At 45.7% G+C, this 20,380-nt stretch carries 16 protein-coding genes and 1 pseudogene; 11 read left to right on the top strand and 6 right to left on the bottom strand.

Annotated features, from left to right (window positions below; all coding sequences use genetic code 11):
* Positions 1-85: 85 nt before the first annotated feature.
* The gene (locus tag H6F98_RS12835; protein WP_192219087.1) at positions 86-298 is read right to left on the bottom strand and encodes a DUF262 domain-containing protein; all 213 of its coding nucleotides are present in this window, start codon (positions 296-298) and stop codon (positions 86-88) included.
* 349 nt (positions 299-647) lie between these two features.
* On the opposite strand from H6F98_RS12835, the gene H6F98_RS12840 reads away from it, so the two are divergent.
* From H6F98_RS12840 to H6F98_RS12855, 4 genes and pseudogenes are all read left to right on the top strand, one after another.
* A complete protein-coding gene (locus H6F98_RS12840) occupies positions 648-1,148 on the top strand; it encodes a DUF29 domain-containing protein (protein ID WP_192219088.1) in 501 nt (166 codons plus the stop codon).
* A 16-nt stretch (positions 1,149-1,164) separates the two neighbouring features.
* Positions 1,165-1,236: pseudogene (locus H6F98_RS33500) on the top strand (type II toxin-antitoxin system HigB family toxin); the annotation flags it as partial.
* 115 nt (positions 1,237-1,351) lie between these two features.
* Positions 1,352-2,353, top strand: coding sequence for a sugar transferase (locus H6F98_RS12850; RefSeq protein WP_192219089.1), 1,002 nt, complete (start codon positions 1,352-1,354; stop codon positions 2,351-2,353).
* Between the two features lie 25 nt (positions 2,354-2,378).
* Entirely contained in the window at positions 2,379-2,813 is a 435-nt protein-coding gene (locus H6F98_RS12855) for an ATP-binding protein (RefSeq protein ID WP_192219090.1), read from the top strand.
* Here H6F98_RS12855 and H6F98_RS12860 read toward each other — a convergent pair.
* Both H6F98_RS12860 and H6F98_RS12865 read right to left on the bottom strand, forming a co-directional pair.
* Entirely contained in the window at positions 2,810-3,697 is an 888-nt protein-coding gene (locus H6F98_RS12860; RefSeq protein ID WP_192219091.1) for a hypothetical protein, read from the bottom strand. The genes H6F98_RS12855 and H6F98_RS12860 overlap by 4 nt on opposite strands.
* 133 nt (positions 3,698-3,830) lie before the next feature.
* On the bottom strand, positions 3,831-4,343 hold the full coding sequence (locus H6F98_RS12865) for a hypothetical protein (RefSeq protein ID WP_192219092.1): 513 nt from the start codon (positions 4,341-4,343) through the stop codon (positions 3,831-3,833).
* A gap of 338 nt (positions 4,344-4,681) precedes the next feature.
* On the opposite strand from H6F98_RS12865, the gene H6F98_RS12870 reads away from it, so the two are divergent.
* A complete protein-coding gene (locus H6F98_RS12870; protein ID WP_192219093.1) occupies positions 4,682-8,080 on the top strand; it encodes a PAS domain S-box protein in 3,399 nt (1,132 codons plus the stop codon).
* Between the two features lie 233 nt (positions 8,081-8,313).
* Here H6F98_RS12870 and H6F98_RS12875 read toward each other — a convergent pair whose 3' ends face one another.
* Positions 8,314-12,531 (bottom strand): right-handed parallel beta-helix repeat-containing protein, encoded by a 4,218-nt coding sequence (locus H6F98_RS12875; protein WP_192219094.1) that lies wholly within the window; start codon positions 12,529-12,531, stop codon positions 8,314-8,316.
* 451 nt (positions 12,532-12,982) lie between these two features.
* Here H6F98_RS12875 and H6F98_RS12880 point away from each other — a divergent pair, with 451 nt between their 5' ends.
* From H6F98_RS12880 to H6F98_RS12890, 3 genes are all read left to right on the top strand, one after another.
* The gene (locus H6F98_RS12880; RefSeq protein ID WP_199348442.1) at positions 12,983-13,462 is read left to right on the top strand and encodes an FHA domain-containing protein; all 480 of its coding nucleotides are present in this window, start codon (positions 12,983-12,985) and stop codon (positions 13,460-13,462) included.
* Between the two features lie 44 nt (positions 13,463-13,506).
* Positions 13,507-14,172, top strand: a complete 666-nt coding sequence (locus H6F98_RS12885) for a histidine phosphatase family protein (RefSeq protein WP_192219095.1) — start codon at positions 13,507-13,509, stop codon at positions 14,170-14,172.
* A 206-nt stretch (positions 14,173-14,378) separates the two neighbouring features.
* Positions 14,379-14,612, top strand: a complete 234-nt coding sequence (locus H6F98_RS12890) for a hypothetical protein (protein ID WP_192219096.1) — start codon at positions 14,379-14,381, stop codon at positions 14,610-14,612.
* A gap of 99 nt (positions 14,613-14,711) precedes the next feature.
* On the opposite strand, the gene H6F98_RS12895 is transcribed toward H6F98_RS12890, so the two are convergent.
* Positions 14,712-14,891, bottom strand: coding sequence for a hypothetical protein (locus H6F98_RS12895; RefSeq protein WP_192219097.1), 180 nt, complete (start codon positions 14,889-14,891; stop codon positions 14,712-14,714).
* Positions 14,892-15,196: 305 nt separating this feature from the next.
* Between H6F98_RS12895 and H6F98_RS12900 the strand changes: the two genes are divergently transcribed.
* The 3 genes from H6F98_RS12900 (at position 15,197) to H6F98_RS12910 (ending at position 17,951) form a co-directional block, all read left to right on the top strand.
* Positions 15,197-15,367: a hypothetical protein gene (locus H6F98_RS12900; protein WP_192219098.1), complete on the top strand. Its 171-nt coding sequence runs from the start codon at positions 15,197-15,199 to the stop codon at positions 15,365-15,367.
* A gap of 459 nt (positions 15,368-15,826) precedes the next feature.
* On the top strand, positions 15,827-16,465 hold the full coding sequence (locus H6F98_RS12905; RefSeq protein WP_192219099.1) for a histidine phosphatase family protein: 639 nt from the start codon (positions 15,827-15,829) through the stop codon (positions 16,463-16,465).
* Positions 16,466-16,559: 94 nt separating this feature from the next.
* Entirely contained in the window at positions 16,560-17,951 is a 1,392-nt protein-coding gene (locus tag H6F98_RS12910; protein WP_242058513.1) for an IS4 family transposase, read from the top strand.
* Positions 17,952-18,022: 71 nt separating this feature from the next.
* Here the strand turns inward: H6F98_RS12910 and H6F98_RS12915 are convergent, their stop codons facing one another.
* Positions 18,023-19,924, bottom strand: a complete 1,902-nt coding sequence (locus tag H6F98_RS12915; protein WP_192219101.1) for a chloride channel protein — start codon at positions 19,922-19,924, stop codon at positions 18,023-18,025.
* Positions 19,925-20,380 lie beyond the last annotated feature (456 nt).

A 20,380-nucleotide genomic window follows, 5' to 3' on the forward strand; every position in this document is an offset into this window, starting at 1 on the left:
TCTTGCCAAATGTTTCAGGATTTGTAACTCTACATCCATTGCCCTACCTACAATGCACGAGGTTTACAGTATTTATTTCTTCATTCTAATTCTCGGAGAGTGACAGAAGAGGGATATATTTTTCTTCATTGTCAAATACAGCTTGTTTAATATCATCGAACAACTGCTCAAAATTTTTAGTTTCCCAAACAAACGGACGCTGATAATCAGGTATTTCAAATAAGTAACCTTCTCCTAAGAGGTTTATAAGACCGAGTTCATAGGCTTTTATTCTTGATTCTTGTATTTCTTTAGTCATTTTTCACTATTTTTTCGTAGCGTTGTATCAATTCCCAGGTAGCTGGTTCTCTACGGGAAACTCTGATTGAGGGACAAATTTTATAGGATCTACTGATAGCGTTCCCAGGAACCCCTAGAAAGTGACAGTTTTAGCTTTAACCCAGACAAACTCGCATCTAGAAGGCTGAGTAGATGCGAGTTTGACTTCAGCCGCAGGAGTCTCGAAGACTTAGCATAGCTTCAAACCTTTATACCGTTATAGCTTTACTACACCTGCTAGACAACATAAGTGTGATCGTGCCAGTAACCAGGAAGAGTAGAGTTGGTGGGCAGTTCTACAATAAGGGCATTGAGGTTGGAAAACGCTCATGCCTGTGCCGGAAACGAACGAAAAGACAGCAACGCCTACAGCAAGCCTCTACGAATCAGATTTCTATGCCTGGACGCAGGAACAAGCTTCATTACTTCGCAAACATCAGTGGAGTGAGCTTGACTTGCTCAATTTGATTGAGGAGATTGAATCCTTGGGGAAACAGCAACGTCAGGAACTGCGAAATCGGTTGAGTGTATTGATTGGTCATTTACTGAAATGGGAGTACCAATTCTCTAGCCGTAGCCGTAGTTGGCTTGCAACAATTCAGGTGCAGCGTCTGGATGTGTCCGAACTGCTTGAAGAGAATCCCAGCCTCAAACCCTACTTGGAGGAAGCACTCCAGAAAGCATATGCTAAGGGTGTCATATTGGCTGTGAAGGAAACTGAGCTGCCTAGTAGTACTTTTCCGATTGAGTGTCCCTACAGTTTGACGGAAATTTTAGGCGATCGCTTTTATCCTGGGGAAGCGAGTGAGTTGGTTAGTGAATTTGAGTAGAGGTTGAGCTGAAGAAGTTGGGAACTTCACTCTCTTCAACATCAAAGGTAATGACTATCGCCTGATTGTCAGTATCGGCTGGCGTTGACCAACAGAGGATGTCAGGAAAGAGTAAACATATCTTTATAGTTGGCGAAGTCGAAGATTCTGAGACAGAATAATGGTCAGAATTAAGATAGGTTACAACTGATTACCAGGACTTTATGGCTGACCTAGCGCCAAAAACGAGTTTCGAGATCGTCTCTTTAGACGATACAGCCTTGATCCAGATACCCATTCGCCTGAGTGGTTTGGAAGCTGTGGCTTTCAAAGAAACTTGTCAGCAACTTCTGCAAGGGGATTCTATTCCCAAAAAAATTAATTTCGATTTCAGCCAGACTACGTTTATTGACAGTAGTGGAATTGGTGCATTGGTGAGTAATCACAAGAGTGCTAGAGGAAAAGGAGTTGAACTAGTACTTAGGAATGTAACTCCTCAGGTGATGGCTGTGCTGGAAATGACAGCGCTTGACAAGGTTTTGACCCTTGAGCAACTGGATGAACCCAAACGGCTAACTGATAATTGGGGAAAAACGCAGCTGCCAACCACTCACCCTTCTGTACGCTCTCCCGTGAAGCGTACTTTAGATGTTGTGGGCGCAATTGTGGGTTTAGGGATTACTAGCGTTGCCCTTATCCCAATTGCGATCGCGATTAAACGCGATAGTCCAGGCCCAATTTTCTTTGGTCAAACTCGCTTAGGTTGGATGGGAAAACCCTTTACAATCTGGAAATTCCGCTCTATGTATATGGATGCGGAAGAAAGAAAAAAAGAACTTGAAAGCATAAATCAGTCAGACGGTAAGACTTTTAAAATTGAGAATGATCCCCGAATAACGCCTGTAGGTCGCTTTTTACGGAAAACCAGTTTAGATGAACTGCCTCAATTCTGGAATGTCATTAGAGGTGAGATGAGTTTGGTTGGTACTAGACCCCCAACACCGAATGAAGTTGACATCTATGAAGTACCGGAGTGGCAACGCTTAGATGTTAAGCCAGGAATGACCGGGGAATGGCAGGTGAATGGACGCTCTTCAGTCCGCAATTTTGAAGACATCATTAAACTGGATTTACGCTACCAGCAAAACTGGTCGTTAGCGTATGATCTGAAACTCATCGTCAAAACAATCTTGGTTGTGTTTCGTAAAGATAGTGGCGCTGTTTAGAAAAACCTGGAACCAGCTTCGGTTCATGCACAATGAAAGACCAGGCCAACAATCCCATCTTCAGGTGAAGACGGACTTGAATGCTGTGACAGAAGTTTTGCAGTGGTTCGAGGAATTTACTTCATCTCTACTGCCTCATCAACTTGGGTCGCAGTGCCAACTTGCTTTGGTCGAAGGCTTTACCAATGCGGTTCGCCATGCCCATCATGACTTACCTCCAACCACTCCAATTGATCTAGAATTAAAGGTTTTTCCTGATTTCCTAGAGATGCGAATCTGGGATCATGGGCCCCCCTTTGATTTTCAAGCAAAACTCCAATCCCTCTGCCAGGAGGAATGTGATCCACTTGAAAAAGAAGGAGGCAGAGGGCTGATTTTTATGCAGCAACTAACAGACGAGCTTTCTTACGCTCGGCTGGATGATGAGCGCAATTGTCTACTGATGCGTAAACGACGCTAGATTTCAGCAACAGCTCGTTCAATCAAACGCCTTGCCAGGGTTTGAGTGCCCGTGTGTTCGTAGTAGTTTGTGGATACATCCAGAAAGGCACCTAGGTAGTCCAACTTATTGTCGGCAACATCAATAAACCCTTGCAAGTTATTTGCTACTTTTTGGGGAGTTAAAGCTTTTGAGGCAACAAAATTACCCATCCAACCTTTAACCGAGTCAAAGCTACGACCAATAAAGTTGAGCTTGCCACCGGAATCGCCACCAGGAATGGTGTCTTTGATACTGCTGAAGGTCTGATTTTGTTCTAAATCTGAAGGCTTTAGACCTGAAATGGTTGATTGTGCTTTTTGGATAAAGTCAGGACCAAGGGGAATCAGACCATCAAAACAAACCAGTGCTGCCATCCGCATCAAGTTTTCGCCACCATAGTCCCCCAAAGAACCAACGAAGTCCCCAATACTATCGCCAGGGATACCGTTAATTTGGCAGAAGGCGACGACCTCCACGACTAATTTCAAGCACAAATCAATAGTCTGTGCTTTGTCAGCTTTCGGTGTTAGTCGGTTTAAGAAACCCATTAGGGGAATTTTCTCGCCAACTTTATTAGCTAGGGCAGCAGCACCAAGAGCATAATCAGTCTTGTCAACGGTTTGGTAAAGCCACATGGCGCGTTGGTAGCCCTGAGAGCGATCGTTGTACAAATAGACAGCGCGATCGCCTATTTGCTGAATCAGGGCTTCATCCGTTTCACCCGTAACGGTGCGTATTGTATTCTCAAAACCAACCAAATTATTCCACTGACCAGGAATGACAAAGTCTAGTGACCGTAGTGCCATCGTGGTAATGTTTTTAGTTGGCAGTTCATTAACGAGTTCAAAAATTGGTTTGCTCACAAAAAGGCTCCTTATCTTCGTTTTGAGTTTTTACCAGATGCTTCAATCATTAGGTCTTGAGTCTTGAAATGGCAGTCAGGGAAAGCCTCCTACTCAAGAATATTGAGGGGGTTCTGATGCCATCAAGCCTGATTTACTGAAGTCGAGCAAGACCATTGAGGTTAAATTTTTGTAGCCAAGCTTCGCGATCGCTTGCTGTAAATGAAGGGTCACGAGATAAGGCTTTCACCTGGTAGCGGTTGTTGACGAGGACAGCCGTTTGAGTATTGCCAACTTCTACGGCTGGATAACCCCCAATTTTTTTTGTACTTTGCTGAAATTTCGCTACTGCGGCCGGAGTGCTACTCGTGTCAGAAATAGATAGCATTGCAACATCTTTGCCATCTTTTTTCAACTTCCCCTCAGCAAATCCTTTTTTCTCCTGAGCATAGGCAAAATCATAGCCATTGCCCCCTTTCGGGAAGAACTTATTAAAACTAGAGCCTTGTGTGGCATCTTTCGCAACAGCCTGACCACTTTTCTGCTGACTGCTTTCCTGCTGTGCCTGGTCAAAACGAGAAGGAGCCTCTGTCGCGCAGGATGTTACGAAAAGTAATAGGCATAAAAGCAAAGGAGCCAAAATCTTACGCAAACGGTTCATAATCATCGTTTTCTCCTTGAATGATTGGGGTTCTTGTTCCAATTCTGGCGCAGTGTTTGCTAATCGGGATCACCCTCAAGTCACATCACAAAGCTCACACAAGAAGCACTATGGAAATCTGCCATTTCTAGACAGGGGAAGAAACACAAGCCAACGTTAATGGTTGACGGGATTTCTTCACTTATGTCAACCGTTAACAGAATCGCCCGTACTTTAATTAGAGGAGGAGTCAATTTGTTATTAAATTTGTTACAAAAGTAAACACTCAACGGAATTCCCCATACTTTAGTTGAAGCAGAGGTCAACTCTAAGTTTCTTGCCCCAAAGGAAAACTCACAACAGACATGCTGACTAACTCCTCTTGGTCGAATCTGCTACAAGGTGTTGCTCAAGCTACCAGTCAACTACTGACAACGGCTGACTATGGACTGGGAATTAATCTAGCCTTAGCCACCTTGGGGCAAGTCACTAATGTGGATCGAGTCTATATTGCCCAAATTCATCCGCATCCAGAGACAGGTGAGCCTGCAACCAGTCTGCGGTACGAGTGGTCAAGGGATACCGTTGAGCCTCAAATTGCCAATCCTCGCGTGCAGAATGTCCCGTTTTCCGCCTTTGGCATGGAGAGGTGGTACGACGAGATTCAGCACGGACAACCACTGAGTCTATTAGTTCGAGATTATCCCGTCGATTCAGGAGAACGGCAACGATTTGAACCTCAAGGGATTCTGTCGATTATCGTAGTGCCGATTCCAGTGAATGGAGAATTTTGGGGGGTTGTTGGCTTTGATGATTGCCAGAGTGAACGGCGGTGGTCAAAGGATGAAGAAGCGGTTTTGATGACAATGGCAGCAACCTTGGGAGGCGCGATCGCACATCGCCAAACTGAAGCTGCACTCCGCCAAAGCCAATCTAGAGTCGAACAAATTGCCGCTAATGTACCGGGAATGATTTTTCAATTTCTCCAGCGAAAAGATCGCTCCCGCTGTATCCTCTATGCCAGTTCTGGTTGTACTGAACTCTATGAATTACAGCCAAAGACAATTCAAGCCAACTCTCAGTTACTTACCGACTTGATTCACCCCGATGACCGTGAGACGTATGAACAATCTGTAGCTGCTTCGATTGCCACTTCATCGCCTTGGAATTGGGAAGGACGCATTATCACCCCTTCCAGCAAACTTAAGTGGGTTCAAGGTCGTTCCCGACCACAGCAACAGCCAAACGGTGACATCCTTTGGGACGGCTTGATGGTAGATATCACAGACCGCAAACAGGCGGAAGTGGCTTTGCGGCAAAGTGAAGCCAGAAATCGTGCCTTTGTCAACGCGATTCCCGACTTAATGTTTCGGCTGCAACGGGATGGAACCTATCTAGATGTCAAAGCGGAAAATGTAAGCGATTTGTTGATTGACCCAACTCAGGCAATTGGTCAAACGGTCTATGATGTGCTTCCCCTAGATGTTGCCCAAGAGCGGATGTATTATGTTGAGCAAGCATTGAAGACTGGGGAAGTTCAAAGCTTTGAATATCAACTATCCTTTAACGGCAAAGAACGTGATTATGAAGCACGAATTGTTGTCAGTGGTGAAGATGAAGTTTTGACAATTGTCCGTGATATTACAGAACGTAGGCAGGCAGAATGCGCCTTACGAGAAAGTGAAGAACGGTTCCGCAATTTAGTAGAAAAATCTTTGGCAGGAATCTACGTCATTCAAGATGGTAAGTTTCCTTATGTTAATCCCAAGTTTGCCGAGATTTTTGGCTATACGCTAGAAGAATTTCTATCTAGTCGTGACTTATCCAATCTCCCAATCCCAGAAGATGCAGATTTGGTTGCTGAAAATGTCAGAAAGCGGTTGGAGGGTGAAGTTGAAACCATTCACTACACCTTCAGAGGACAAAAAAAAGATGGGACGTTGATTACTCTGGAAGTACTGGGAAATAAAACAGAATTCAAGGGAAAGCCAGCGGTGATCGGAACATTGCTGGATATTAGCGATCGCCAACGTGCAGAAGCGCAATTGCGAGAAAAAGAAGAACAGTATCGCAGCATTTTTGAATCTACAAGTGATGGTTTAATCATTAATGATCCAGATACAGGCTTAATTGTCGAGGCAAATCCTGCTTGCTGTCAGATGCATGGCTACACTTACGATGAATTTATTGGACTAAATCCTAAAGCCTTTATCCACCCCAATAGCTACCACTTATATAAAGAATACATGGTCAAACTGAAGGCAGGTGAACTGTTTATCGGTCAGGCTGATGATGTTCGTAAAGATGGTACTGTATTTCAAGTTGAGGTGCTTGGTACACGCTTTATGTACCGAGGCAAGCCACATTTTTTAGCAGTGGTACGTGACATCACTGAACAAGTAAAAGCAGAAGCCGAAATACGTCTTGGCGCACAACGCGATCGCCTTAGAGCAGAAATCGCCTCTCGGATTCGGCAAAGCCTCAATATTGAGCAAATTCTCAAAACAACTGTCACAGAAGTTCGGCAGTTTCTCAACGCGGATCGAGTCTTTATTATCCAGATTAACGAGTCCCAAAACCCCATGTTTGCTGAATCGGTTGCTACGGGTTGGGGTTCAATCCGAGGACTGTTTTTTGAAGACTTGGAAGACAATGATACACTCAGGCAATTAATTCCAATGTTTATCGCTGGAGGGGTAATTGTCATCAACGATGCGTCAACCGCAGAGATATCACCCCTACGCGCTGAGTATTTTGCCAAGTACGGTGTTAAAGCGAGCCTCGCGGTACCAATTGAAGTCAGTGGTAGCATATCGGGACGATTAGCCGCTCATCAATGCAGTAAATCTCGGCAATGGCAACAATGGGAAATTGATTTATTAGAACAATTGGCGACACAAGTTGCGATCGCTCTGCAACAAGCTCAGTTATACCAAGAAGTTCAAGACCTCAACACCAATTTAGAACGGCTAGTTGAGCAACGTACCCAAGAACTCCAACAAAAATACGCTGAACTGCAAGAACTACATCAACTCAAAGATGTCTTCCTACACGCTGTATCTCACGACTTGCGTACCCCTGTCATGGGTTGGTTACTTGTCCTGAATAATCTACTCAACCAGCAACCAGTCCTCAATCGTCAGGTTGTCAGCAGCAACGAACAACCAACAACGAACAACCGACAACAAACAATTCCAGTATCTCGCTCAATCTTAGAGCGAATGATTCAAAGTAGCGATCGCCAGTTACGCCTGATCGACTCACTCCTTGATGTCCATCAGAGTGAAGTTCAAGGCATGGTTCTACAACGGGAACCCTTACAGCTAAAAACCCTCATTCAAAACCTTGTTGAGGATTTAGCTGCCTTACTGGAAAAAAATCAAGCGACTCTAACGAACCATGTCACTACTGACTTACCAGTGATTCTTGCCGACTCAACTCAGTTACAGCGAGTCTTTGAAAACTTGCTTTCCAATGCAATGAACCACAACCCGCCGGGTGTTCATCTCACACTAGAAGCCAATGTAGAGCCTGATTTAATTCGCTGTAGTGTCTCCGATAACGGTGTAGGGATGAATCAGGAAACTATAGCAATGGTCTTTCAACTCTACACTCAAGGCAACACCCCGAAACAACGTCCTAAAAGAGGACTCGGCTTAGGGTTATATCTGTGTCACCAAATCATTACTGCCCATGGCGGTGATATTGGCGTTGATAGCTGTCCCAATATTGGTACTACCTTCTGGTTTACCTTACCCCGCTAAAGTAACACCCATAACCAATAAGCCATTTAAAATACAAAATTCATCTAGGGGAACCTGATAAGGAATCATTTCGGCTGTTTCCTACATAAAATTTAAAGGCACATTAGCTAGTACTAAGTTCAGGATAGAAACAGTATAATTCTTGCCAAAGTAAGAGAGGAAAAAGAAAAGTAGGTCAACGTCGAAAAAACGATGACCTACGAACTTATCAAGCAGCTTGAACTAGAAGTGCTTTATGGAAGAGAAATTGAATTATTCGGTGCTGCTAAAAGCGGTGAGAAAGTTGGTGGCGTTACGTTAGGGTTGACAGTAATTACAGGATTACCACTGACTTGCAAGTTAGTAGTAGTCTCTGGGTCAACGGTAAAAGTTGCAGTAGTAGTTGGCGCTGCCTGAACAACAATGCCCGTGCCAGGAGGAGTATCAACACTGTTATCACCGATACCAACAACGAGAGCTGCATTTTCTGCCAAAGCGACAGCGACACCAACACCACTAAGAGTGTTGCTGACATCATTATTGACAACTGTCACCGTTCCTTGAGTTGCTCCTGTCGAATCAACACTGACACCATTAACATTGTTATCGAGTGTGTTGTTGCTAATGGTTGCATCAACCTGAGTTTGCTCAACAGTACTAACATCAATTGCAGTCCCTGTTGTGGATTGAACACCATTGCCGTCAACATTGACACCCACTACCGAATTGCCTCCTCCCTCAATGCTGATTCCCGTTTGACCACCTGTGACTTGATTCGCCACAATATCTACCGTTCCTGTGGCTGTGTCAGCCGAGTTAACCGCGATGTTCTCCTCATTGTTAGTGAGAGAGTTACCGTTGACGCTGACGTTTGCCAGTTCACCCTGTTCTGAGACATCAACAGCAATCCCTGTCTCGGAAGTGTTATTAACGCTATTGCTGCCAATGTTCCCAGTAAGGGTAGAATCGCCTGCCGCCTCAATGCTGATTCCCGTTTGACCACCTGTGACTTGATTCGCCACAATGTCAACCGTTCCTGTGGCTGTATCAGTCGAGTTAACCGCGATGTTCTCCTCATTGTTAGTGAGAGAGTTACCGTTAATCGTGACGTTTGCCAGTTCACCCTGTTCTAAGACATCAACAGCAATCCCTGTCTCGGAGGTATTATCAACACTGTTGTTGCCAATGTTCCCAGTGAGGACAGAATTTCCCGCGACATCGACGTTAATACCCAGTCCACCGCCTGTAACCTCATTCTCCACAATGTTGACAGTGCCTACGGCTGTATCATCTAAGCCAACACTAATGTTCTCAGGATTGTTGCTTAAGGAGTTGTCGCTGACGGTGACGTTTATCAATTGACCTTGTTCTAAAACATCAACATCAATGGCAGCTTGTGTCGTGTCTTCAACAGTGTTGTTACCGATATTCCCGGTGAGAACAGAATTTCCAGCAACATCAACATTGATGCCTAGTCCACCGCCTGTAATCTCATTATTTACAACGTCTACGGTACCTGTAGCGGTATCAGTCAACCCAACCCCAATGTTCTCAGTATTGTTAGTGAGGGAGTTATCGTTAATCGTGACATTTGCCAGTTGACCTTGTTCTAAGACATCAACATCAATGGCAGTCTGTGTCGTATCTTCAACCGTGTTGTTACCTATATTCCCGGTGAGGACAGAATTTCCAGCAACATCAACATTGATGCCCAGTCCACCACCTGTGACCTCATTGTTCACAATCCCCACGGTTCCTGTGGCTGTATCGGTTAAGCCAACTCCGATGTTCTCCAGATTATTCGTGAGGGAGTTATCGTTAATCGTGACATTTGCCAGTTGACCTTGTTCTAAGACATCAACATCAATGGCAGTCTGTGTCGTGTCTTCAACAGTGTTGTTACCGATATTCCCGGTGAGGACAGAATTTCCAGCAACATCAACGTTAATGCCCAATCCACCACCTGTGACCTCATTGTTCACAATCCCCACGGTTCCTGTGGCTGTATCGGTTAAGCCAACTCCGATGTTCTCCAGATTATTCGTGAGGGAGTTATCGTTAATCGTGACATTTGCCAGTTGACCTTGTTCTAAGACATCAACATCAATGGCAGTCTGTGTCGTGTCTTCAACAGTGTTGTTCTCGATGTTCCCAGTGAGGACAGAATTTCCAGCAACATCAACATTAATGCCCAATCCACCACCTGTAATCTCATTATTTACAACGTCTACGGTACCTGTAGCGGTATCAACCAAGCCAACCCCGATGTTCTCCAGATTATTCGTGAGAGTGTTTTCGCTAATCGTGGCATCAACTTGAGCTTGCCCAAGAACATCAACAGCAATTCCTGTCCCTGTAGTGTTGTTGACAGTGTTGCTGCCGATGTTAATGTCAATCAGAGAGCTACCTCCTGCCTCAACACCTACCCCGATTCCCCCACCGATGACCTCATTCTCTACAATGTCTACGGTACCTACGGCTGTATCAACCAAGCCAACCGCGATGTTCTCCACATTATTTGTGAGGGTGTTGTCACCAATCGTGACATTTGCCAGTTGACCTTGTTCTAAGGCATCAACAGCAATACCTGTTTCCGTCGTGTTGTTGACGGTGTTGTTACCGATGTTGCCAGTGAGGACAGAGTTCCCTGCGACATCAACGTTAATGCCCAGTCCACCACCTGTGACCTCATTTTCCACAATGCCCACGGTTCCTGTGGCTGTCTCAACTAAGCCAACCCCGATGTTCTCCAGATTATTCGTGAGAGTGTTTTCGCTAATCGTGGCATCAACTTGAGCTTGCCCAAGAACATCAACGGCAATCCCTGTCCCTGTAGTGTTGTTGACAGTGTTGCTGCCGATGTTAACGTCAATCAGAGAGCTACCTCCTGCCTCAACACCTATCCCGATTACCCCGCCGATGACCTCATTCTCTACAACCCCTACAGTTCCCACGGCTGTATCAACTAAGCCGACAGTGATGTTTTCCAGGTTGTTAGTTAGCGAGTTTCCATCAATGTTCAGGTTAACGTTACCAGTATTGTTGTTCAGTGAAATGCCCGCGTTACTATCAATAATGGTATTATTAGTAACGGTAGTTGTTCCAGTTACATTACTAAGAGAAATACCGCTTTGAGCAGCACCAGTAATCACGTTGTCACGGATGATTGCGCCACTGACATTGGTTGCTTCAATAGCATTGCCTGTCGAATTGAGAAATCTGAATCCGGATAGAATCGTGTTGTTTCCCAGTGCAACGGTACCTGTGATGGTTGGTAGCAGACCAGTTCCAGAGAAGGGTAACTGCACATTGCCAGCTTCTACTGTGTCAATGATCTGTGCGGGGCCAGTTGAAAGTATTGATACATTATCTGGAATCCTAAAGGCAGCAATTCCTGGATCTATAGTGGCTCGTACATAAACAATGTCATTGGGTTGAGCTATTGCCAAAGCTTCTTGGACAGTTGCAAAGGGACTCTCAAAGGTACCATCACTGTTCCCAATACCCAGGTTTACGTGTTGGAATCGGTAGGCTTCATTGGTTGTTGGGTTGGTTGCTGTAATGGTTTCAAAATCCTCCTGCTCATCAACTGTAATTGTTGAAGTACGGCCAACTGACTCTCCAATGCGAGCCAAAGTGCTATTTCTTTGAGCACCACGGGGTCGAGTTCCTGGAAAGGTAGCCCCCAAGCTCAAAACGACCCTTGTATCGAATAGTGGGTCATTCTGCACCATTAAACCGACTCGAAGGTTATCGGATGGACGGGCTTCCAGTCTTCCTCGAATCCCAAAGCCATCATCACCACCTGGAGCATTGTAGTAATACACACCCCCATAGCCTCGCAAGTCTCCCTCTCCAAGTCGCGCTAGTTGGGTACCGACTTCAAGATCTAAGCCTCCCACGGCTGCCTCAAACCGTCTATCTCGATCTAAAAGTAAGAAGTTTCCCTCAAAGTTAGGATTGGAGAAGGATTCGGCGACCTGTTGGCGTTGATCGCCAATAGGAAGGTAGCCATTAACTCGGAAATCCCATTTATTAGTCAGTAGCTCAAAACCAGCACCAATTTGATTAAAGAAGCTGTTACCAGTGTCACGGAAGTCGTAAGCAATGTAGCCTCCTAGAATTTGATCTTGAGATGAACTGTAGAACCGCTGTCCTAGCACTAGATTTCCGCCCATAGTAGAGTCAGTCAAGTACAACAATTTTCCTTCTAGGAAGGTAAGGTTGTTTCCTGGACTCTGTTGTAGAGGAATAAAGCCTTCAAGGCTAAAAAATGGTTCTTCATAACCCGGACCTGTGGTGGTAAAGCCTACTCCACCTCTGGGAGAAACTCTAAGATCGTCGGCTGAACCAGTTTCTGAAGGTAATTCGGGTTCTGAGTCCGGTGTCTGAGCTACTACTGGCGTTATGAGTGTGGTAGCCGAGATTAAGCTTACGCCTAGTGATAGCAGTGACAGCTTTAACGTCTTCATGTGCATCCTTATAAATTTTGTGGCTTCTTGAGAGGCGAAATTCTGTCTCTAGAGCAAAATGCTTTTCTGTAGATTAGTGGCTGTTGTGAGTTACTAGGATCAGTAGAATCCAGGAAATAAATAAAGAGATTTAAAGTGTTTCTCTAGTGAAATCACGGAGGATTTTTGAGAAATATTTGATATGTTGGTGTTTTCTTGGCGGCTTAGAAGTTGATATTGACCGAGCGCTCAAAACAGAACCCTAGACTAGGGTTTCAAAAAGCGTTCATCACTGTCCAGTTGGATTCTTTGCCGATCCTGTGCGTCGAAAATCGCCCTCGACTGTCAGTTGAGGCGATTATCTTTAGCAGGTGGCTATACCTAGTCGTCGGGTGATCTTCACCCAAAACTCTGTGGAATTACGGATTAGAAAAATCAAGAAATTTTGTAGATTTAAGGTGTCATCTCTCTTGTGGGGTCGAAGAAATTGAGCAATAACGCCTTACTGAGGGCAACTCTTGCCCCAATGGTAATTACAGTGTCGCTGCGGCAGCCGCACCAATCCACTCCACTACAAAAATGGACATTTGAGAACGAACCGATTATCAGAATCGGTCGTGCGGTTGATAACCATGTCGTTCTCCACAGTTCTGTTGTCTCACGTCATCATGTTGAAATCCGGCACATAGCCAGCTACTGGCAAGTGATTAACTTTGGAAATAATGGGACGTATCTCAATGGGGAACTGATCACAACTATTCCTGTAGTTGACGGCATGATCGTTGCTCTCGCTACCTCTGGCCCTCAACTTCAGATTAACTTAGGCGACACGGCTCAAAAGCCTAGGCAAAAAACGGTATCAAGCCAACATCCTGCGTCTCAAGAGAATCAAGCAAAGGAAAGAGACACCTATCTCCAAAAGCCAAAGTTCTCAAGTGAGAGCTTTCTTTAAACAAGAGCGATAACTACCAAAAAAAGTAGGCTCCATTACTAAAGATGTTCTTGTTTCGTCAGAGTTTTAAACATTGTCACTGGCCGATCGCATTTATCCTGCTGGTACTCGTCGCGGGCTGTTCCTTCACGCCATACCCAACATTGCATCCAACTCCACCTACTCCGAGTGCGCTCGCATCTAACCCCACGACTTCAGCGAAACAAGAAGATATTTGGTCTTTGCTTCAGCAAGGGGAACCCGGTTATGTAGTGATGATGCGCCATGCGATCGCACCTGGAACGGGCGATCCGCCTAACTTCCGCGTTGAGGATTGCACGACACAACGAAATCTATCAGCAGAAGGTAGGGCGCAGGCTGTGCGAATGGGTGAGGCATTCCGCCGTCGTAACATTCGGGTTGCGAGAATTTTATCCAGTCAATGGTGCCGCTGTTTGGAGACGGCGAGGCTGATGAATTTAGGCACAGTGGAAGCGTTTCCAGCGATTAACTCATTTTTTAGCGATCGCCTTACTGAACCTAGGCAAACGGCACAAGTGCGCCAGTTTATTGCTGATAACCGTTCCACTCCCGGCGTGATTATTCTGGTTACCCATCAAGTCAACATTACTGCGATCGCTGAGATTGTACCCCAATCCGGTGAATCCGTTGTGCTGCGGGCTAATCAGCAAAATCAGGTAGAGTTAGTCGGACAAATTACCCCCTTATAAACCAGCACAATCAAGGCATAGAGAGACTTTTAAGGATTTAAGCCGACTTGCTTTAAAAAAGTTGATAAGTCGGGCAAGAAACTCTTTGAGCCTCTAAAATAGTATATATGTACTACTTGCTGGGATACTTGGGTTCAGTGTTAATTGAGCCTGGTTCCGGCAGGCTTACTTATGACTATACGACTTCGATTAAGTAGTTTTCTCTCATGCCAAGAGCAACTTTACCCAGAACAACTGCACCCTTAAGTAGCGACGACAAGGGCACAATTGCTGCGGTGTTGACGTGGGACTTGTGCAAGCCAGTCACTCCCGAAGAAATCGAAGCCATCCAGGTAAATGGAGAGTGGGTAGCTGTGCGGCTAAGCTGCCAGCGGGCTGTACCTATTCATCGCGATGTCTTCCGCTCAATCCGGCAGCAGCAATCCTATCCTCTCAACTAACAAGACATTGTGTTTAGAGGCGATTCATTAAGTAAATATTAAGAGCTTGCTTCGCTACTATTTTTGTAGAGCGTGTACACACTGACCTAATATTAAGGACTAGCGCAGTTTTAGACCTTTAATAACTATTCCCATTTTGATACCCTGCTCAATAGGTGAAAATTGTTTCTGTTTAGCCGCCCTTTCTGGTTGAGCATGAACTTCGGCTAAGCCAAGAGTGAGTAAAGTCACGAAGATGATGGTACTGGTCAAGTTGCAAGTAAATTTTAAGTTAAACATCGCCTTGTCCTACTGTTGATATGACAACAGTAGGGAGCCTTGATGAGCGGCAAGGATAGCGATATGCAACTGGTTTAAGTGACTAAGCTTTAGGTAGTGAAACTAGCCAAAAGAAGTAGATTACTCGGCATTTAGGCTAGACAATTCTTTGATTGGCACTAGAGTAAGCTTCTCACCCATTATGAAGACTCCTAGGGGCGCAAAGTTAGCTCTTTTGAAAGAGCAGGAGTTACTCTCCTGATAGAGTGTTTAGCTTCCTTCGCTTAGCTATTTTGAAGCTAGAGTTGCTAAACAGTTTTAAGAAAATGCGGGAAGATCAATCATTCTCTAATGTACTTGTGGTGATGCTTGTGGGAGCCGCATTTGCTGCTGGAGCGATCGGCTTTCAACCTTGGAGACATCAGGATTCTGCCTCAGTGGAAGTAGAGCGCACTGCCCAACAGAATAGTTATGATGCTGCTCCTGTGTCAGAGTAATTTCAGAGAAATACCCGCCTTGCCAGGAAGGCGGGTCTGAGTAATATCTTTGTTAAATGCTGCTCAAAGCTAACATCATCAAGCTTGGTTCTTCTCTCTCGGTAGGAAGAGAATCGTGTCCAGAAAGTCTGTATATAAAAATACACTATAAGGATTTGACCAAGTGTTTGCTGATCATTGCTATCTCTTGAGCCAATATTGAGTACATACACTCAGTAGTTGTATGCCTAATAACACGTTGACTTAACGTGAACACTTTCATGAGGTACAGGTTAACTTAGACCATTCCTATTAATTTGGGAATTGTAAAAAACACGAGTTGAATAAGCGATCGCCCGTACTGGAGTTTGGGTGATCGCTTTTTTTTGAAGAAACTCAGATTCAAGGTACATTCGTGGTAATAACAAGTTTGCATCTTGCTGTTGTACCCTTAACACAAATACTGGGAGACAATTTACTTTGAGTCTCAAGCTTTATTTATTACGTCACGGGCAAACAGATAGTAGTCGGAATAATGCATTTTGCGGTTCAACTGACGCAGACTTAACGTCAGATGGGGTGGACATGGCAAAGGCTTTTGCGATCGCTTATCGTTCTACACCTTGGACGGCGATTTTTTGTAGTCCAATGGCACGAACCGTTGCAACGGCTAAGCCTCTATGTGAAGCCATTGATATGCAGCCAGAACTGCGGGATGGCTTAAAAGAAATCCACTACGGCAAGTGGGAAGGTCAATCAGTTGATATAGTAAGTCGTGATTACCACGATGACTACATCCGGTGGACGGCTGACCCCGCTTGGTATCCACCAACTGAAGGAGAACCCGCTGTTGCGATCGCGTCTCGTGCTTTGCTAGTTATTGAGGAAATCAAGCAACGGTTCTCTACGGGTAATGTTTTGATTGTCTCCCACAAGGCAACCATTCGCATTATTTTGTGTAGTCTTTTAGGAATTGATGTTGGACGCTTTCGCTTTCGTTTAGGATGTCCAGTTGGTTCAGTGAGCATTGTTGAATTTGGTTCTCATGGCCCATTACTTCATGCTTTGGCTGACCGTACTCATTTAGATGAACGTTTGCGTACTTTACCAGGAACTTAAGGTGAATGGTACTGGCTTAAGCAGCGATCGCAGAGAAGCCAAATGTGGTAAAAAAGTCTCCCAGGCTAGGTTTGAATAACTCACCGCCTAGGAGATGGAATTATTCAGTGCCTCTACTATGCCCAATCGCGTCGAAATTCTCAAGCAGAAGTTTGCTAACAGTGTCGGACTGCCCTTTGAGGAGTTATTGCCAGAAGGCAGTATCACGGAAGTTTTAGAAGCCGAAAAGGTGAAGTATCGTAACCGCCTGTTCAACCCAATCGTTACTCTCTGGGCATTCCTGTCTCAAGTGTTAGATACAGATAAAAGCTTGCAAAATGCGGTAAGTCGAATCATTGCTTGGTTGGCGGCGGCTGGAGAAGCCATTCCTGCGGCGGATACAGGAGGATACTCTAAAGCTAGAAAAAGACTGCCGGAGAAATTCTTACTGAAACTTTTAGGGAAAACTGCTCAAGGGCTAGAGAAGCAGACCGGAAGCGAAGACCTCTGGTGTGATCGGCATGTCAAACTGTGTGATGGGTCAACGGTGATCATGAGTGACACCCCAAAAAACCAGGCAGAATATCCCCAGCACGCTAATCAAGCCCCTGGCTGTGGTTTCCCAATAGCCAAAATTGTGGTGATGTTTAGCTTGGCAACCGGAGCCGCCCTAGAAATACTGATTGCCCCATTCAGAACAGGAGAAGTGACTCTGGCTCGTCAGCTCTATCCCAAACTCACGCCTGGGGATATCCTGTTAGCAGACCGTGCCTTCGGTAGTTATGTGGACTTAGTCTTGGTGCAGCAGTACTCTGCTGACGCCGTGTTTCGGAAACATCAAAGTCGTAAAAGTGACTTCCGACGGGGCAAAAAATTGGGGATTGGAGACCACATCGTGACTTGGAGCAAGCCTAAGCGTCGTCCTCCTGGCATGAGTAAGGAGGAATTTGCCGAACTCCCTAATCAAGTCAAGGTGCGAGAAGTGCATCTGCTGATTCGGCAAAAGGGGTTTCGCCCAAAGGAGATTATTGTTGTTACCACCTTAGTAGATGCCAAGGTTTATACCAAAGCCAAGCTCGCTCAACTTTATCAATGGCGTTGGCAGGTGGAGGTGGACTTACGTCATGTGAAAACTACTTTAGGCATGGAAATGTTGCGAGGGAAAACTCCCGACATGGTACGTAAGGAAATCTACGTGCATTTGATGGCTTACAACTTGCTGCGTACCGTGATGTGGCAGGCTGGCAGAAAAGCGGGAGTTTGTCCGGTACGCATTTCTTTGCAAGGCACTCGTCAGCATTTGGGACACTTCTGCCCTGAGTTGTACAAAGTCGGAGCCAAAAAACGCTTGCAGCTCTACAACACTCTATTGACTGTGGTAACTGACAAACTGCTACCAGAGCGCCCCTATCGTTATGAACCCAGACTCAAAAAACAACGCCCCAAGCCCTATGGCTGGATGCAGCAACCCCGTGACTTTCTCAAATCTCAGAAGGCGGTTGCTTAATTCCTCTTATTTGTGTGCCCTCACTGCTTAAGTCAGTGCCATTCAACTTAAGGTAAAAATCGTTGTTCTCGTTAGGTCAGTTGCTTAACAGGTACCGGACTTAATTCCTCCGTAACAGTTGGCAAAGAAAGATGCTGACGCAGCACCTCTCGCGTCGCCGCTAAACTACACGCCAAAGTCACTCCCTCCTGTTCCAAGACACCCAACACCTGACTCGGATCGTCTCGTTTAACAACAGGTAACTGATGTAGACCTCTTGCCCCCATCCGATCTACAGCCTCTGCGATCGCTTCATCAGGGTAAGCGTACACCATATCTCGCGTACAGATGTCACCCAGCAGGAGCTTCGGCATCTGAGCGGTAGGAAAGTCCGTTTTGGCACGAATAAGCGATCGATTAATGTCCTGCAAGCTGACAAGACCAACTAGGTGTTCAGCATCATCGACGACCAAAGCACTACGAGATTGACTCGTTGTCAAAGCAAGAGCCGCTTCTAATACAGGCATTGAACTCAATAGCATCAAGGACGGCTGATGCATCGCTTCTGCCACAAGCATTTGCTGCATAATTTCCCGCTCTGGGTTTGGCTCAACACTAAGACCAAGAGTTGCCTGTAGCTGTGGTTCTTGGCTTGGTGCGGGTGTGAGCATTTCCATCAACCAAACAGATAGTCCCACTGCCGCCATCAGAGGTAGCACAATGCGGTAGTCCCGTGTTAGCTCAAACAACAACAGGATTGCTGTCAAGGGTGCCCTGGCGCTACCAGCCAGAACGGCTGCCATCCCAACCATCGCGTAAGCTGGGGGGGCAGCAATATTCACCATTCCTGCTGGGATAATTGCTGCTAGAACTGTTCCATAGGTAGCTCCCAAAGCAGCACCCAGAAACATCGCGGGCGCAAAAATGCCACCGACCAAGCCACTACCTAAACTAATCGCTGTTGCCACCAGCTTGATAACGAGCAGGGTAAGCAACAAGGGTAGAGTAAACTCAACACCCTGGAGCATGGCTTGAATCGTTTCATAGCCAACACCCAAAATTTGAGGTGCATACAAAGCTGCCAAACCAACGCAGAAACCACCCATTACTGGTTTTATCGGTGGCGGCAGTTGCCCCAGCCAGCGCAAACCGACAACTTCTCCCTTAAAGCAACGCCGTGCTAGTTGAATGGACTTGGTGTAAGCCAAAGAGACAAGACTTGCTAGCAAACCCAATCCTAAGTACAGGGGTAATTCTAAGGGGCTACGGACTTCATAAACGGGTAGTGTAAAAGCGGGTTGGGCACCTAGGACAATTTGGGCAATCAAAGCCGACACAACGGCGGCTAGTAGCACAACACTCACGGCAGAAGTCGCAAAGGTCGTACCCAAAACCACCTCTAAGGCAAAGAAAACACCAGCAATAGGGGCGTTAAAACCAGCCGCTAGTCCTGCTGCTGCACCTGCACCTAACAGTAAGCGATGCCGCTCTTTCGAGACTTGTAGCACCTGACCTAGGAGCATCCCAATATTAGCCCCAATCTCTACACTCGGACCTTCTGGGCCTAAAGAAGCACCCGTGCCTAGAGAAACGGCGGCGGCTACCATTTTGGTGACAGGTCGCAAGGGTGAAATTTTCTGGATACCTTGAGCTGCCGCAATGAGAGCGGACATACTTGGCCCAAAGTCAGGTCGCGCAACGCGCATCAAACCAACAATTAATCCGCCAAGCGTCGGGACACAGGCTAAGGTCCAAGCTCCCCAAACGGAAATAAACCCCATCAAGTCTCTCAGCATCCAGGTGTGGATTTGCTCAATTAAGAAGTGAAAGGTCACGCTCCCCATGCCTGTAGTGACACCAATGGCGAAAGCCAGGAAGAGGACAACGGTTTCCGGTGATGGTTGTAAACGATTCAGGATGCGGGGGAAACGATACGGTAAAGCAAGGGCAGACGAGTTCGGCTGCAGCACCTTGGCGGGAGGGATGGCAGTCATTGAGGGGCAGCGGCTGGGATGATTAGAAAATGTTTAACTTTTGTTTCATTTTTATTGTGATTGATTAGCAACAAATTTGCCTTCTTTGGAAAGCGACTCGTGATAATTTGATGCCTGAGGAAATTCTTCTTGAAGATTTCCTCAGGTACAGCAAATTATCACTCGTTCCAAAGTTCATCACTGAACCAACGAGCAATGAGGTTAATGAAAAGGTATTAGGTGTTAGGTAAAAAGTAAAGACTAACCAGACACAAGCGATCGCAAACTTTTGATTACTCCTTGGAAGCATATAAAAAATCTGCTTGGAGTTACGGCGAACACTTAATGATTTATTCTTTACACTCTCCCAAATTCCCAAATAGGGATTGACGCCTTTCTTGCTGCGCTTGAAGGCAATTGTTTGATGGCTCAACCAGGTTGGATTCTGCTGGAGAAAAAGCGGAGAGACGGCTTGAT

It is taken from the genome of Microcoleus sp. FACHB-SPT15 (assembly GCF_014849525.1).
Taxonomy (GTDB): domain Bacteria; phylum Cyanobacteriota; class Cyanobacteriia; order Cyanobacteriales; family Coleofasciculaceae; genus Symplocastrum; species Symplocastrum torsivum.

Excerpts from the sequence above, each read along its gene's own strand:
- H6F98_RS12835 (WP_192219087.1), bottom strand. The coding sequence starts at position 298 with ATGACTAAAGAAATACAAGAATCAAGAATAAAAGCCTATGAACTCGGT.
- H6F98_RS12840 (WP_192219088.1), top strand. The coding sequence starts at position 648 with ATGCCTGTGCCGGAAACGAACGAAAAGACAGCAACGCCTACAGCAAGC.
- H6F98_RS12850 (WP_192219089.1), top strand. The coding sequence starts at position 1,352 with ATGGCTGACCTAGCGCCAAAAACGAGTTTCGAGATCGTCTCTTTAGAC.
- H6F98_RS12855 (WP_192219090.1), top strand. The coding sequence starts at position 2,379 with ATGCACAATGAAAGACCAGGCCAACAATCCCATCTTCAGGTGAAGACG.
- H6F98_RS12865 (WP_192219092.1), bottom strand. The coding sequence starts at position 4,343 with ATGATTATGAACCGTTTGCGTAAGATTTTGGCTCCTTTGCTTTTATGC.
- H6F98_RS12870 (WP_192219093.1), top strand. The coding sequence starts at position 4,682 with ATGCTGACTAACTCCTCTTGGTCGAATCTGCTACAAGGTGTTGCTCAA.
- H6F98_RS12875 (WP_192219094.1), bottom strand. The coding sequence starts at position 12,531 with ATGAAGACGTTAAAGCTGTCACTGCTATCACTAGGCGTAAGCTTAATC.
- H6F98_RS12885 (WP_192219095.1), top strand. The coding sequence starts at position 13,507 with ATGTTCTTGTTTCGTCAGAGTTTTAAACATTGTCACTGGCCGATCGCA.
- H6F98_RS12890 (WP_192219096.1), top strand. The coding sequence starts at position 14,379 with ATGCCAAGAGCAACTTTACCCAGAACAACTGCACCCTTAAGTAGCGAC.
- H6F98_RS12895 (WP_192219097.1), bottom strand. The coding sequence starts at position 14,891 with ATGTTTAACTTAAAATTTACTTGCAACTTGACCAGTACCATCATCTTC.
- H6F98_RS12900 (WP_192219098.1), top strand. The coding sequence starts at position 15,197 with ATGCGGGAAGATCAATCATTCTCTAATGTACTTGTGGTGATGCTTGTG.
- H6F98_RS12910 (WP_242058513.1), top strand. The coding sequence starts at position 16,560 with ATGGAATTATTCAGTGCCTCTACTATGCCCAATCGCGTCGAAATTCTC.
- H6F98_RS12915 (WP_192219101.1), bottom strand. The coding sequence starts at position 19,924 with ATGACTGCCATCCCTCCCGCCAAGGTGCTGCAGCCGAACTCGTCTGCC.